General features: G+C 71.5%; 13 protein-coding genes. 5 read left to right on the top strand and 8 right to left on the bottom strand.

Annotated features, from left to right (window positions below; translation table 11 throughout):
* A partial coding sequence (locus ABZ646_RS26410; protein ID WP_360523673.1) for an ABC transporter permease occupies positions 1-459 on the top strand: 459 nt, incomplete at its 5' end.
* A gap of 113 nt (positions 460-572) precedes the next feature.
* Here ABZ646_RS26410 and ABZ646_RS26405 read toward each other — a convergent pair.
* The 4 genes from ABZ646_RS26405 to ABZ646_RS26390 are packed head-to-tail and all read right to left on the bottom strand — an operon-like array spanning position 573 to position 4,569.
* Positions 573-1,169, bottom strand: coding sequence for an ATP/GTP-binding protein (locus ABZ646_RS26405; protein ID WP_046732638.1), 597 nt, complete (start codon positions 1,167-1,169; stop codon positions 573-575).
* Positions 1,156-1,572: a DUF742 domain-containing protein gene (locus ABZ646_RS26400; RefSeq protein ID WP_358976133.1), complete on the bottom strand. Its 417-nt coding sequence runs from the start codon at positions 1,570-1,572 to the stop codon at positions 1,156-1,158. The genes ABZ646_RS26405 and ABZ646_RS26400 overlap by 14 nt, the downstream gene beginning before the upstream one ends.
* Before the next feature lie 34 nt (positions 1,573-1,606).
* Entirely contained in the window at positions 1,607-2,083 is a 477-nt protein-coding gene (locus ABZ646_RS26395) for a roadblock/LC7 domain-containing protein (protein ID WP_046732636.1), read from the bottom strand.
* Positions 2,080-4,569 carry an ATP-binding protein gene (locus ABZ646_RS26390; protein ID WP_360523669.1) on the bottom strand — a complete coding sequence of 830 codons (2,490 nt, stop codon included), beginning with the start codon at positions 4,567-4,569 and terminating at the stop codon, positions 2,080-2,082. The genes ABZ646_RS26395 and ABZ646_RS26390 overlap by 4 nt, the downstream gene beginning before the upstream one ends.
* 320 nt (positions 4,570-4,889) lie before the next feature.
* Here ABZ646_RS26390 and ABZ646_RS26385 point away from each other — a divergent pair, with 320 nt between their 5' ends.
* Positions 4,890-5,849 (top strand): ABC transporter substrate-binding protein, encoded by a 960-nt coding sequence (locus ABZ646_RS26385; RefSeq protein ID WP_360523666.1) that lies wholly within the window; start codon positions 4,890-4,892, stop codon positions 5,847-5,849.
* 125 nt (positions 5,850-5,974) lie between these two features.
* Here the strand turns inward: ABZ646_RS26385 and ABZ646_RS26380 are convergent, their stop codons facing one another.
* Positions 5,975-6,430 (bottom strand): TerB family tellurite resistance protein, encoded by a 456-nt coding sequence (locus tag ABZ646_RS26380; protein ID WP_351729144.1) that lies wholly within the window; start codon positions 6,428-6,430, stop codon positions 5,975-5,977.
* 140 nt (positions 6,431-6,570) lie between these two features.
* Between ABZ646_RS26380 and ABZ646_RS26375 the strand changes: the two genes are divergently transcribed.
* The 3 genes from ABZ646_RS26375 to tatA all read left to right on the top strand — a co-directional run bounded on the left by ABZ646_RS26375 (position 6,571) and on the right by tatA (position 9,862).
* Complete coding sequence (locus ABZ646_RS26375) at positions 6,571-6,933, top strand: metalloregulator ArsR/SmtB family transcription factor (RefSeq protein WP_360523663.1); 363 nt, start codon at positions 6,571-6,573, stop codon at positions 6,931-6,933.
* Positions 6,923-9,454: a magnesium-translocating P-type ATPase gene (gene mgtA / locus ABZ646_RS26370; protein ID WP_360523660.1), complete on the top strand. Its 2,532-nt coding sequence runs from the start codon at positions 6,923-6,925 to the stop codon at positions 9,452-9,454. Before ABZ646_RS26375 ends, mgtA begins: the two co-directional genes overlap by 11 nt.
* A gap of 141 nt (positions 9,455-9,595) precedes the next feature.
* Positions 9,596-9,862 carry a Sec-independent protein translocase subunit TatA gene (gene tatA, locus ABZ646_RS26365; protein ID WP_360523657.1) on the top strand — a complete coding sequence of 89 codons (267 nt, stop codon included), beginning with the start codon at positions 9,596-9,598 and terminating at the stop codon, positions 9,860-9,862.
* Positions 9,863-9,917: 55 nt separating this feature from the next.
* Here tatA and ABZ646_RS26360 read toward each other — a convergent pair whose 3' ends face one another.
* The 3 genes from ABZ646_RS26360 to ABZ646_RS26350 all read right to left on the bottom strand — a co-directional run bounded on the left by ABZ646_RS26360 (position 9,918) and on the right by ABZ646_RS26350 (position 12,262).
* A complete protein-coding gene (locus ABZ646_RS26360; RefSeq protein ID WP_360523654.1) occupies positions 9,918-10,913 on the bottom strand; it encodes a sporulation protein in 996 nt (331 codons plus the stop codon).
* Between the two features lie 189 nt (positions 10,914-11,102).
* The gene (locus ABZ646_RS26355; RefSeq protein WP_360523651.1) at positions 11,103-11,564 is read right to left on the bottom strand and encodes a DUF6114 domain-containing protein; all 462 of its coding nucleotides are present in this window, start codon (positions 11,562-11,564) and stop codon (positions 11,103-11,105) included.
* A complete protein-coding gene (locus ABZ646_RS26350) occupies positions 11,564-12,262 on the bottom strand; it encodes a DUF6230 family protein (RefSeq protein ID WP_360523648.1) in 699 nt (232 codons plus the stop codon). The genes ABZ646_RS26355 and ABZ646_RS26350 overlap by 1 nt, the downstream gene beginning before the upstream one ends.
* Positions 12,263-12,776: the final 514 nt, after the last annotated feature.

Here is a 12,776-nt window from a genome sequence, read left to right as displayed (position 1 = left end):
CGTGCCCTGCCCAGCTTCGGCCTGCTGGTCCTGATGTTCATCTGGCTGGGCTTCGGCACGCTGCCGGTGATGATCCCGCTGGTGATCCTCGCCGTACCGCCGATCCTGGTCACGACGTACGAGGCACTCCGCTCGGTCGACCCGTCCCCGGTGGACGCCGCCCGGGGCATGGGCATGACCGAACCACGCATCCTCTTCCAGGTCGAACTCCCGGTGGCGCTGCCCCTGATCCTCAGCGGTCTGCGCTCGGCGGCCATCCAGATCGTCTCGACGGCGACGATCGCGGCCTACATCAGCCTCGGCGGCCTGGGCCGGTACATCATCGACGGCCTCTACCAGAAGAACTACGAGAAGGTGGTGGGCGGCGCCACCCTGGTGGCGGCGATGGCCCTGGCGACGCTGGGCATCTTCTGGGCGGTGCAGAGACTGACGGTCTCGCCCGGAGTACGGCGGAGCTAGCGCTCCTTCAGGGGCAGCGCCCCGCAGGGGCGCGGCACGGTATCAATATGCGGCTCCGCCGCGTGGGCGCGACCAGCTCCACGCGGCGGACAGTTCCCCACTCACCTCACCGACTACCCCCCACTCCGCGCCAACGCCAGTTCCAGCACGACGAGCAGCGCATCCCGCACCGAACCCCGTTCACGCGCGTCGAAGACGACCAGCGGCGTCCCCTCGGCGACGTCCAGCGCCCAGCGCACCTCGTCCAGCGTGTGCTCCACCTGCCCGTCGAACGCGTTGATCGCGACGGCGAACGGGATCCCCTTGTGCTCGAAGTAGTCGACCGCGGCGTAGCAGTCGTCCAGGCGACGCGTGTCAACGATGACGAGCCCGCCGAGCGCGCCCTCCACGATGTCGTCCCACATGAAGCCGAACCGCTCCTGCCCGGGAGTGCCGAACAGGTACAGCTTCAGCGTCGGGTCGATGGTGATGCAGCCGAAGTCCATCGCCACGGTCGTGGTCGTCTTGCGCGGGGTGAGCGAGAGGTCGTCCACACCCGCCGCGACCTCGGTGATCGACGCCTCGGTGGTCAGCGGCTCGATCTCCGAGATCGAGCCTACGGCGGTGGTCTTGCCCACGCCGAAACCGCCCGCGATGACCATTTTCACCGGCAGCGGCGGCCGGACGGCCGTACGCCCGGCGCCCCGGGTCAGCGAGTCAGTCGGTGTCACGGAGTACCCCTCGGGAGTCGGGGATGGCCCGCAGGCCATCGATAACCCTGCGCAGGACGGACGAGTCGTGGGTGGCCTCGAAGTCGGGCACGTGGACCGTCAGCTGCCCGGCCTCGCGCAGGTCTTCGGCCAGCACCCGGACCACGTTGAGGTGCAGCCGCAGCCGGGCCGCCAGTTCCGCGAGCGACTGCGGAAGCCGACACGCCGCGATGATGTCGTGCTGCTCGAAGGAGAGCCGGTCCAGCACGGCGAGCCCGGCGGCGGTGGCCACCACCTGGGTCTCGACGGGCATCGCCGGTCCGGAGGCGCTGTCCGCCACCCGGCCGGCGGTGACCAGGAACGGCCGTACGGCGGGGGCGGGGCCGACCGGGTCGCTGCCCGGGGGCGGTGAGCCGTCCGCCATGGCTGTGTCTTCCTCTCTCGACCGGGGATCCCGGTCAGCGCGTCTGTGGGACGCCGACGCTGTTCTTCAGCTCCAGGACGAGCTGCGGACTGAGCGCCGCACCGGCGCGGTTGGCGAACAACGTCATCTCGTAGGCGATGTTGCCGAGCTTGGCCTCGTTGTCGGCGACCACGCCGAGCACGGCGCCGTTGCCGATCGCGGAGACGATGACATGGCCGCCCTCCAGGTCAATGATGACCTTGTTGAGGCCGCCCAGACCGTAGTTGCCGGAGGCGCCGGCGGCCAGGCTGGTGATGCCGGAGACGATCGCGGCCAGCCGCTCGGAGTGGGCGCGCTCGCGCAGCTCCGATACGGCGATCAAAAGGCCGTCGGAGGACACGGCGATCGCGTCGACCACGCCTGCGGTCTCGGTGGCGAAGCGGTTCAGCAGCCAGGTGAAGTCGGCTGCGGCCGCCTGCAGGTCGGTCGGCGTGATGCCGCCCGTCGGGGTGTCACCTGTCGACGTGCTCACTGCTCGGCTCCTTCCGGAAGGTGGATCTGGTCGTGCGGCGGATTCGTTCGGGGGTGCGGCGCGGGCCGCTCGTGGCTGCCGGTGTCGCTGTCGCGCCGGGCGCGCTCCACCGCCGCCTCGAACTCGTCGAGGGCGTTCCGCTCGGCCTCGGCGTCACGGGTGCGCGGCGGCTGGGAGAGGGCCTGGGCGGCGCCGACGGTGGTCCGCAGGGTGGCGCCGCGTACCCGGCGGCGCAGCGGGCGGCTGCCGTCGGCGGTGTCGACCGGGGGTTCACCGATGCGCGCGGCCGGGATCTGCGGGGCCGTCCCGGCGTCGGCGGTCGGCTCGCGGCGCGGCACCCGGCGGGGGAGCGGGCCCTCGGGCTCCGCGGCGGCGTGCTCCGGGCCGGTGGCCCAGCTCGGCGTGGCCGCACCGTTGCGCGCCGGGGCCTGGCCGGCCGGCACCGAGGCCGCCGGGGTCGGTCCGGTCGGCTCGGTCGGTGCCGTCGGCTCCACGACGAGCGGGCTGCCGGCGGTGTCGGCCACCGCGCTCATCGTCAGCAACAGGCGTGCGGGCAGCGTCACTTCGGCGGTGACACCGCCGCCCGGGGTCCGGGTCAGCTCGACGCCGATCTCCCAGCGCCGGGCCAGCGCACCCACCACGAACAGGCCGAGCACCTTGGTCGGCACCAGGTCGAGGCGCTCACGGCGGATGAGCCGGGCGTTCTCCTCGGCCAGCCGCTCGGCGCTCATACCGAGGCCGTGGTCGGTGACGACGACGTGCGCACCGGCGTCGCCGGAGCGCACGGTCACCTCGACCGGGCTGCCCGCCGGGGAGAACGACACCGCGTTCTCCAGGAGTTCGGCCACCATCAGGGTGAGGTCGCCGATGATGTCCGGCTCGATCACGGCGTCCGTGCCGGCGTACAGCCGTACCCGCTGGTACCCCTCGATCTGGCCGAGCGCGGCCCGCACGACGTTGGACACCGGGGTGGGACCGGCGGCCAGCACGGTCTCGCGGATGCCGGCCAGCAGCATCAGGCTGTCGGCGTTGCGGCGCAGACGGACGGCGATGTGGTCGATGGAGTAGAGGCGTTCCAGGAGCGCCGGGTCGGTCTCGGCCCGTTCCACCGCGTCGATGAAGGCCAGCTGGCGGGTGGTCAGGTTGCTGACGCGGCGGCCGACGTTGCCGAACATCTCGGCGGTGTTGCGGCGGCTGAGCACCTGGCGTTCCAGGAGCGCCGCGGCCGTGGTCTGCACCTGGTTGAACGCCTCGGCCAGGTCACCGATCTCGTCCCGGGCGGTGACCGGCATGTCCCGCAGCCGGGGCGGACCGGCGTCCTCGGCGTCGTCGTCGGCGACGCGGGCGAGTTCGCGGCCCGCCACCTCGGCGACCTCGTGCGCGACCCCGGTCAGGGCCTGCACGGGGCGGATCACCGAGCGGCGCACCAGCACCGACAGGGCGAGCCACAGGACGAAGCCGAGCAGCGCGCCGGTCAGCAGCCAGATCGCGCGCCAGCGGGCGGAGTCGGCGGCGGAGTCGGCCCGGTCGGCGATCTGGCCGATGAGCGAGGTGGTGATGGCCAGCCGGGCGGCGGCCTGGTCGAGGTAGGCGGGGTAGTCGGCCAGTGCGTCCTTGACCGCCAGCTGGATCTGTTCCGGGCTGCCCGACACCAGCTTGGTCGGATCGATCTGCAGTTCGGCGTAGGACTGGGCGATCTTGCCCTGCGCCTTGGTGTGTTCGAGACCGGCAAGCTGCTGGGCCTGCCCGTCGGAGGCGAACCGGCCGAACCGGTCGGCCTGGTGCTGGTAGAGGTCGTAGGCGCCGACCGCGTTGGTGAACTCGATCAGCGCGTTGGTGTCCCCGGTGGTCGCCGCCAGCACGTTGGTCTCGAAGGCGCCGTGGGCGGCGTCCGCGCGCAGCAGCGAGTCCAGGAGGTTGCCGGTGAAGGTCGAGGCGAGGTTGGTGTTGCGGTCCAGGCCGAGGCCGTCGATCAGGTCGTTGGACGCGTTGGAGTACGCGGGGTCGATGTTGTCGGCCGGCAGGTACGCCTGCTCGACGGAGTCGCGCAGGCTGGACAGGCCCTCGACCTGCCTGAGGGCGTCCGCCTCGGTGCCCGGCAGCCGGTCGCCGAAAGTCTGACGGACCTTCTCGACCTGGGAGTCCACCGCGTCCTGGGCGGCTTGGTAGGCGCGCGGCGAGGGCCTGCTGTTTCCGGACTCGTACCGTGCGGAGAGCAGGATCGCCTGCTGGTGCTCCGCCTCGACCTTGTCCACGAGCCGTGCCACCTGGGTGCTGTCCCGGACCAGCTGCGCCGCGGAGTCCGCGCTGGTGGACTGCTGCACCAGGTCGGTGAAGACATACGCGAGCAGTACGGCGATGACGGCGAGCGGTACTCCGACCAGCAGGTTGAGCTTGCGCCGGAAGGGCCAACGGTCGGCGAATCCCCGTATCCCGCCCCGTTGCGGGGTGGGACGGACGGGCGCGTCCACCTGGTTCGTGGACACCGGGCCTCCTTCATCAGGGTGTCTGGTCTGTGGGGGCGTCTTCACCCCGAGCTGTTGCGGAACGACACCGAGTAGCGGGCCCCGTGCACCGCTGTGACCGATATCAACTGCGGTGAGACTACAGCGTTCTTGAAGCGCCGTTCCGCTTGCTCTTTATCAAGAATCCGTTACAAAGAGACCGCTCTCCATCCACAACTGGCCACGGATCGAAGCCAATCGGTGACCCGGAGACACTTGACTGACCGAGAAGAGGCTGGATTGGATCGTGCGGAGTGGTTCGCTACACCCCCACCCTTCCCTCAGCTCCCGGAACGGCAACCGTGACTTCCAACACCCTTCCCAGCAGGTCAATCCGGACATACCGAGGTGCGGCGGCCGTCGCACTCGCCGCGACGACGGCCCTGCTGGCGGGCTGTTCCTCCTCCAGCGACAGCAAGTCCGACCCGCTGTCGGACAGCAAGGCGAGCGGCGACGCCGTCGTCGTCGGCTCCAACAACTTCGCCGAGAGCACCCTGATCGCGGACATCTACGGCGAAGCGCTCAAAGCCAAGGGTGTCAAGGTCACTTACAAGCCGAACATCGGCAGCCGCGAGACCACCTACGGTCTGCTCAAGAACGGATCGATCTCGGTCCTGCCCGAGTACAACGGAGCCCTGCTCGCCTACCTCGACCCCAAGGCCGCTCCGAAGACGGTCGACGAGACCACCAAGGCCATCGAGGCCAAGCTGGACTCCAAGCTGACGCTGCTGAACCCGGCGGACGCGCAGGACAAGGACACGGTGACGCTCAACGCGACGACCGCCGCCAAGTACAACCTCACCGCGAAGTCCTCCATAGCCGACCTCAAGGGCATCGCCAAGGACCTGGTCATCGGCGCCTCGCCGGAGTTCCAGACCCGCCAGCAGGGCCTGGTCGGCCTGAAGTCCGTGTACGGCCTGGAGTTCAAGTCCTTCAAGGCGCTCGACGCGGGCGGCGCGCTGACGGAGGCCGCCCTGACGAAGAACGCGGTACAGGCCGCGGACATCTTCAGCACGGACCCGACCATCACCAAGGAGAAGTTCGTCGTCCTGCAGGACCCGGAGAACCTCTTCGGCTTCGAGAACGTCCAGCCCCTGGTCTACAAGAGCGCCCTGAACCAGACGGCCGTCGACGCCCTCAACGCCGTCTCCGCCAAGCTGGACACGGCGACCCTGCTGGACCTGGACACCCAGGTGCAGTCGGACAACAAGGACCCGCTGGACGTCGCCAAGGCCTGGCTGAAGAAGGCCGGCCTCAGCTGACCCGCGCCTGACCCTTTCCGGTCGTCACCCTTCCAGGCCGTCCCCGACGGTGACGGCCTCTGCCCACCGGACCCGTCCGGTGGGCCGAGGCCGTCGCGGACCGGCACCCGCCCCGGGTGCGCTGGTCAGAGGTCGAACTCGTGCGGCGGCAGGTCGAGCGTGAAGCACGCCTCGCGCACCACGGCCTGCTCCGTCTTGTCGAAGTCGCCGTCCGCGCCGCCGATCACGATGCCGATCTGGATGACGGCACGCGCCTCGGCCGGCTTCTTCTTCGCCTTGGCGACCTCCTGGAGCACGCTCACCTTGCCGAAGGCGAAGTCGGCGGTCAGCTTGTTCAGGTTCTCCTCGAAACGACGGCGCAGGTCGTCCGCCGGGAAGTTCTGCAACACCTCGTTGGTGGCGATGAGCTGGGCCACCCGCTGCCGCTCCGCCGGGTCGATGGTGCCGTCGGCGGCCGCCACGAGCGCACACATCGCCATGCTCGCGTCGCGGAACGCGCCGCTCTTCAGGTCGTTCTTCTTCGCCACGAGCTGGGTCTGCATCTGCGTCGCGGAATCCTTGATGCGGTCCCACAGGGCCATGCGCACTCACTCCTCGGTGGGTAAGAGGCTTGCTTGCCGGCAAACCAACTTCTACAACACCGTAGAAACTGACCCGGCCGACGATAAGTTCCCTCGTCCTAAACTGGTTCCTCGATCCGGTGGACAGGAGGACGGCGACGGTGGCGACAGAGCCCGGCAGAGGTGACGACGACCCCGGTGCGGACGTGCTCACGGAAGCGGCCGCCGCCTTCGGGCTGCTCGCCTCGCCCGCCCGGCTGCACATCGTCTGGGCGCTGGCCCAGGGCGAGAGCGATGTCACCGGCCTCGCCGAGCGGGTCGGCGGCGCGCTGCCCGCCGTCAGCCAGCACCTCACCAAGCTGAAGCTCGCCGGTCTGGTCCGCTCCCGCCGGGAGGGCCGTCGTCAGGTGTACCTCGTGGACGACCCGGACGTCGTCGACGTGGTACGGCTCCTCGTCGGCCGCCTCACCGCCCGCACCACCGGCGCCGACGTCCCGGCGCCCCGCCGGCTCCATGGCCTCTGAGGACGAGGCCGCCACCTCCCTGCAGGTGCTGCGCCGACTGGACACCGGGCCGCGCGGGCTCACCGAGGCCGACGCCGCGGCCCGGCTCGCCGACCTCGGCGAGAACACCCCGCCCCGGCCGGGCACCGCCTCCTGGCCGCTGCGCTGCGCCCGGGCCCTGCGCGACCCGTTCACCGCGGTCCTGCTCACTCTCGGCCTGGTCTCGGCCCTCGTCGCCTCCTGGGGCACGGCCGTCGTGATCCTCGCCCTGGTCGTGGTCAGCGCCGCACTGCGGGCCGCCGGCGAACACCGCGCCGACCTCTCCCTGGCCGCCCTGCGCGAACTCGTCGCGGGCACGGCCACCGTGCTGCGCCGCGCCGGCCCGGACGCGGAGCCGCGGACCCGCGAGGTCACGGTCGCCGACCTGGTCCCCGGCGACGTCGTACGGCTCGGCCCGGGCGACCTGGTGCCCGCCGACGTCCGCCTTCTGCGCGCCCGTGGGCTGACGGTGCACCAGGCCGTGCTCACCGGCGAGTCGGCACCCGTCGCCAAGGCAGCCGTGGACGTGCCCCGGCCCGCCGGCACCGGCCCCTTCGACGAGCCCCACCTCTGTTTCCAGGGCAGCGGCATCGCCTCCGGCAGCGCCACGGCGGTGGTCGTGGCGACGGGGGAGCGCACCCGGTTCGCCGCCGCGCAGGCCACCGCCGCCGGACGACGGGAGGCGAGCGCCTTCGACCGGTCCGTGCACGGGATCTCCTGGGTGCTGATCCGGTTCATGCTGCTGACCCCGCCCCTCGTCCTCATGGCCAACGCGGGCCTGCGCGGACGTGGTCTGGAGACGCTGCCCTTCGCGGTCGCGGTCGCCGTCGGACTCACCCCCGAGATGCTCCCGGTGGTCGTCACCACCTGTCTGGCCCGGGGCGCCGCGCTGCTCGCCCGCGCCCATCGGGTCGTCGTACGGCGGTTGCCCGCGCTGCACGACCTGGGCGCCGCCGACGTCCTCTGCCTGGACAAGACCGGCACCCTCACCCAGGACAGGCCCGTCGTCGAACGCGCGCTCGGACCGGACGGCGAGGAGGACCCCGAGGTGCTGCGCTGGGCGGCCGTCGGCGCCTGGTGGACCCTCCAGCTCGCCGAACTGCCCGCCCCCGACGCCCTGGACGAGGCCCTGCTCACGGCGGCCGGACCGGTGGGGGAGGAGTACGACGGCATCGACGCCGTGCCCTTCGACCCCGAGCGGCGCACCGCCACCGCCGTCGTCACCGGCCTGCCGGGCACCCCTCTCCTCATCACCAAGGGCGCCGCCGAGGCCGTACTGGACCGCTGCGCCCTGGACCCCGCCGAACGCGAGCGCCTCCTCGCCCTCGCCGCCCGCGAGGCCGCCACCGGGCTGCGCGTCCTCGCCGTCGCCACCGCCGAACGCCCCGGCGCCGGGCTCCGCTCACGCGGGGGGACCGCCGGCGCCCGCAGCCGCCCGTACCCCGCCGCCGACGAGCACGGCCTCACCTTCCGGGGCCTGGTCACCTTCCGCGACGCCCTCGCCCCCGGAGCCGCCGAGGCCCTGCGCACCCTCACCGGCCTCGGCATCACCATCCGCGTGCTCACCGGCGACCACCCGGAGACGGCGGCCCGCGCCTGCCGGGAACTCGGCCTGGACCCCGGCCGGGTGGCGGCGGCCGGCGACCCGCTCGACCTCGACGCCACCGTCGTCGCCCGCTGCACCGCCGAGGACAAGGCCCGGATCGTCGCGGGGTTGCGCGCCGCCGGGCACACCGTCGGGTTCCTCGGCGACGGGGTCAACGACCTGGCCGCCCTGCGCGCCGCCGACGTCGGCATCGCCCCCCGCACCGCCGTGGACCTCGCCCGCGAGACCGCCGACGTGGTGCTTGCCGAGAAGGACCTCGGCGCGATCGGGCACGCCGTCACCGCCGGCCGGCACAGCAGCGCCAACATCGCCTCCTATCTACGGGTCACGCTCTCCTCCAACCTCGGCAACGTCATCGCGATGCTCTCCGCCGGCCTGCTGCTGCCCTTCCTGCCGATGCTCCCGGCCCAGGTGCTCGCCCAGAACCTCTGCTTCGACGCCGCCCAGCTGGCCTTCGCCCACGACCGCCCGCGGCCCGCGGCGCTGCGCCGCCCGACCGCGCTGCGGCCCCGCGCCTTCCTGCGGTTCATCACCGGCTTCGGGGTGCTGAACGCGATCGCCGACCTCGCCACCTTCGGCGTCCTCGCGCTCGCCCTGCGCGGTCCCGACGCCCTAGACGACCAGGCGGTCTTCCACTCGGCCTGGTTCACCGAGAACCTCCTCACCCAGGCCCTGGTGATGTTCCTGCTGCGCGGCGGCAGCCGCCGCGGACCCATCGGCCGGGCCGCCGCCGTCCTCGCCGCCGTCGGTGTGCTGCTGCCGCCGAGCCCGCTGGGCGCGGCCCTGGGCATGACCGGGCTGCCCCCCGCCTTCCACCTGCTGCTCGCCGCCGTCCTCGGCCTGTACGCCCTGGCACTGCGGGCGGCGCGAGCCCGGCACGCCCGGCGCCGGCCGTAGCAAACCGCTGGGCCGGGTGGGGAGACTGTTCCGCACACCGGGTTGTACAGTTGCGCAATGTAGCAATCGTCGCTGCCCGGCCGGGGCGCGGAAAGCACCCTCCGTCGGCACGGAACAACGTGAGAAAGGGAGGGGGCGGTCATGCTCCGCAACGGACTGGAACCCTGGCACCTGCTGATCGTCGCGATCGTCTTCATCGTGCTCTTCGGCTCCCGGAAGCTGCCCGACACCGCCCGGGCCCTGGGCAAGTCGATGCGCATCCTCAAGAGCGAGGCGAAGGCGATGAAGTCGGACGAGGCGGCGGCCCCGGTGGAGCCGACGTCGGTACAGATGGCGGCGGAGCCGGTCGTGACGCCCGCGCAGCCCGAGCCTCGGACGGCCGGCGGGCCGACCGTCACCGCGAGCTGACGCCCCCCGGTCGAAGGCACGGGCGGCGGCTTTCCCGCCGTCCCCCGGCCCTCGGCTAGTCGTCGTCTCCTTCGTCACCTTCGAAGAAGTCGCCGATCTCGTCGACCACCTCGGCCGCCACCATTCCGCCGACCACGCCCACCGCGAGGCCCGCCGCACCCGCGGCGACCGCCGTGCCCAGGCCCGGTCCGGAGCGGTGGTGGCCGTCGTGCTCCCCGCCGTGGTGCTGTTCGCCGTAGTGCTCGCCGTGGCCGTACGCCGCATGGGTGCCGTAGGCCTCGCGGTGGTCGATCAGCTGGCGGATCCAGCCGTCGACCTCGCTGTTCCAGTCAAGTGCGTGGGTGTCCTCGTGGCGCACCGTGAACCGCGCCAGCGCGTCCTGCCCGGAGGAGAACGGTCCACCGCGCTTGTCCGCCTCCAGCACCACCTCCAGCCCCGCGGGGGAGGCGAGGAAGGTCAGCTCGATCTCCTGGACCGCGTGCGCGTACCGCGGCGCCGGGGTCAGCTCCACCTCCTGGTAGAACGGCAACTGCTGGCCGGTGCCGCCGATCCGGCCGTACTCCAGATCCGCCGAGCGGAAACCGAAGCCCAGTTGCCCGAGGGCCTCCAGGACCGACTCCTGGACCGGCAGCGGCCCGACGGCGAGCGGATCCAGATCGCCCTTGTCCCGGGCGCCGGCCACCCCGACCTCGGTACGCACCCCGAGCACGATGCCCAGCGGCTGGCCGTGCAGCTCGGTCACCGGCGTCTCCCACGGCAGCGGCACGGCGAACGGCACCTCCCGCTCCTCCTCCGCCCCCAGCCGGAAGCCGCCGCCCACGGTGAACCGCTCGAAGACGACCCCGCCCTCGCTCTCCCCCTCCTCGTGCTCGGCCTCCACACGGGCGAGCAGCTCGAGCCCGATGTGCTCGACCTCCACCGCCGCCGAGCCGCCCTTCAGCCACACCCGCCCCGCCAGCATTCCACCGGGCACCACGGCGCCGCCGTCCAGCACCGTGTCCACCGAGGGTCCGCCGACACCGATCGCCCCCAGCAGCCGCTTGAACACCATGACCCCGCCGCTCCTTCACCGCACTCGTCCCGCACACCCGGACGGCACCACGCCGTCCGGCTGTCCAATGAACTGGCAAGAACGGCAAAGAAGTTCCCAAGTCACCTGTTCGGGGGAGCGGAGCGCCGAAAAACGCCCCGGACGCACGAAAGGGCGGACCGAATGCATCGGTCCGCCTCCTCCGAAGGGTCAGGCGGGTTCTCCCGCGCCTCCCCCGAAGCCCTGCGTCTGCGCGGCCGCCCGCGCCGCCTTGCGCCGCTTGCGGCGGCTCACCCGCGGCTCCTGGTCCGGCAGCCAGCCGAAGATCATGCAGCTGCCGACGGCCCCGAGGATGAGGCCCACGAAGAAGCCGCCCAGGTTGGAGGTGACCCAGCTGCCCAGGGAGCACAGCAGGCCGAGGACGGAGTAGAAGAGGCGCTGCGAGGGGCTGAAGAGGGTCAACAGGCCGCACAGCACCATGACCACCGGCAGCAGGTAGCCCGCCACACCCTGCACGCCGACATGGATGACGACCTTCAACGAGGCCTTCACGGTGAGCAGGATCCACCCGCCGCCCAGGGTCAGCAGCAACCCGCCCAGGAACGGCCGACGGGCCCGCCAAGCGCGGAAGGCGGGCCGCCACCCCTCAACTGGAGTGTCTGTGCCGGACATCAGCAACCCGTGTCGCTGAAGCTGAGTTTCAGGCCGGGAAGCGTGAACGTCCCGGCGGTCGTCTTGTAGTTGGTCTGCCGCAGGTTGTCGATGTGCACGGTGTCCGCCTGCTGGCTGAAGACGCCGATCGGGCCCTTCACACCTGCCTTGGTCAGCGTGCTCGCGTCGTTGCCGATCTCGATGTTGTTGAAGGACGCGTCGCCCGTCAGCAGGGTCGAGTCGGTGGTCAGATCGGTCGCCTGCACCTTCGACGAGCCGCTGCCCGCCTTGATGAGCAGGTTGGTACCGCCGAGGTCGACGCTCTGGCACAGGCTGTCCAGGGTCGCCTTCTTGATCGCGGAGGTGACGACCAGCACCTGGCCGCCGGTGTCACCGGCGTTCGGGCTGCCGTCGGCCATGGTGTCGAGCCCGCCGAACTGCTCGAAGCCGGTGCCGTCGAGCGACTTGGCGGTGACCGTGAAGGGCATGCCGGAGATGTAGAGCGTCACCCCCAGCGCCCCCTGCGCGGTCAGGACCGCGAGGCCGGCGACGGCCAGGGTGGCCGGCACGGCCATCATGGCGGCCCGGCGTCCCCGGACCCGCCCCCGTCTCTGTACCCCTCCGGTGGCCCCGGTGGTCTCTGGTGTTTCGGAAAGAGAACCGCTTCCCGGGTTCTCTGGCGTGTTGTCGGCGGACGGAACGTCCGGGGACGAGGCCATGTCTGCTCCCATGCATTAGTCACGCGGGTTGGGCTTCAGTGGCACGTTGTCCTGGCGCGGACAGCGGCTGCCGCGCACGCCTCCTCGCAACTCCCGGCGGGCGCAAGGGCTTTCTCGTTACGCAGCAGTAGCCATGCCGAAAGTTACCGGCGGTTACTTTTCAGGGTCAAGACAGTTGTGAAAAAAGGGTGTTGAATTCGCGTCAGTTGTGTTCCGGCCATGTATTTCCTTGATCGGTTGGTCAACTCCAGTGATCGGCCTTGACGTTGACGCTTGATCAGGTCTACAACTCTCCCTGGTTTCTACCGGATCCGTGGCGCCGGATCCGCCGAGCGGCATCGACCGCTTCCCGGCCTCCTCGATCACCGCTCCGCTCAGCGGCGTCGGCACGGTCGCTTCCCCCAGGGGCTGTGCCCGAACGCCTTCAACCGGCCCGGCCGGAGGCCCAACCCCCCCAGGCTTCCGGCCGGTCCGGCTCGGCTGCCGTTGCCGGCCCGTGACGTACGGAGAAGGC

This window comes from Streptomyces sp. NPDC007162 (genome assembly GCF_040634175.1).
Classification (GTDB): domain Bacteria; phylum Actinomycetota; class Actinomycetes; order Streptomycetales; family Streptomycetaceae; genus Streptomyces.
The sequence above is the reverse complement of the archived record's forward strand: the minus strand, read 5'-3'. Positions and strand labels throughout refer to the sequence as shown.

What these genes read in the sequence shown, in the direction of transcription:
- ABZ646_RS26400 (WP_358976133.1), bottom strand. Translation starts at nt 1,572, where the DNA reads ATGGCGGACGGCTCACCGCCCCCGGGCAGCGACCCGGTCGGCCCCGCC.
- ABZ646_RS26380 (WP_351729144.1), bottom strand. Translation starts at nt 6,430, where the DNA reads ATGGCCCTGTGGGACCGCATCAAGGATTCCGCGACGCAGATGCAGACC.
- mgtA (WP_360523660.1), top strand. Translation starts at nt 6,923, where the DNA reads ATGGCCTCTGAGGACGAGGCCGCCACCTCCCTGCAGGTGCTGCGCCGA.
- tatA (WP_360523657.1), top strand. Translation starts at nt 9,596, where the DNA reads ATGCTCCGCAACGGACTGGAACCCTGGCACCTGCTGATCGTCGCGATC.
- ABZ646_RS26360 (WP_360523654.1), bottom strand. Translation starts at nt 10,913, where the DNA reads ATGGTGTTCAAGCGGCTGCTGGGGGCGATCGGTGTCGGCGGACCCTCG.
- ABZ646_RS26355 (WP_360523651.1), bottom strand. Translation starts at nt 11,564, where the DNA reads ATGTCCGGCACAGACACTCCAGTTGAGGGGTGGCGGCCCGCCTTCCGC.
- ABZ646_RS26350 (WP_360523648.1), bottom strand. Translation starts at nt 12,262, where the DNA reads ATGGCCTCGTCCCCGGACGTTCCGTCCGCCGACAACACGCCAGAGAAC.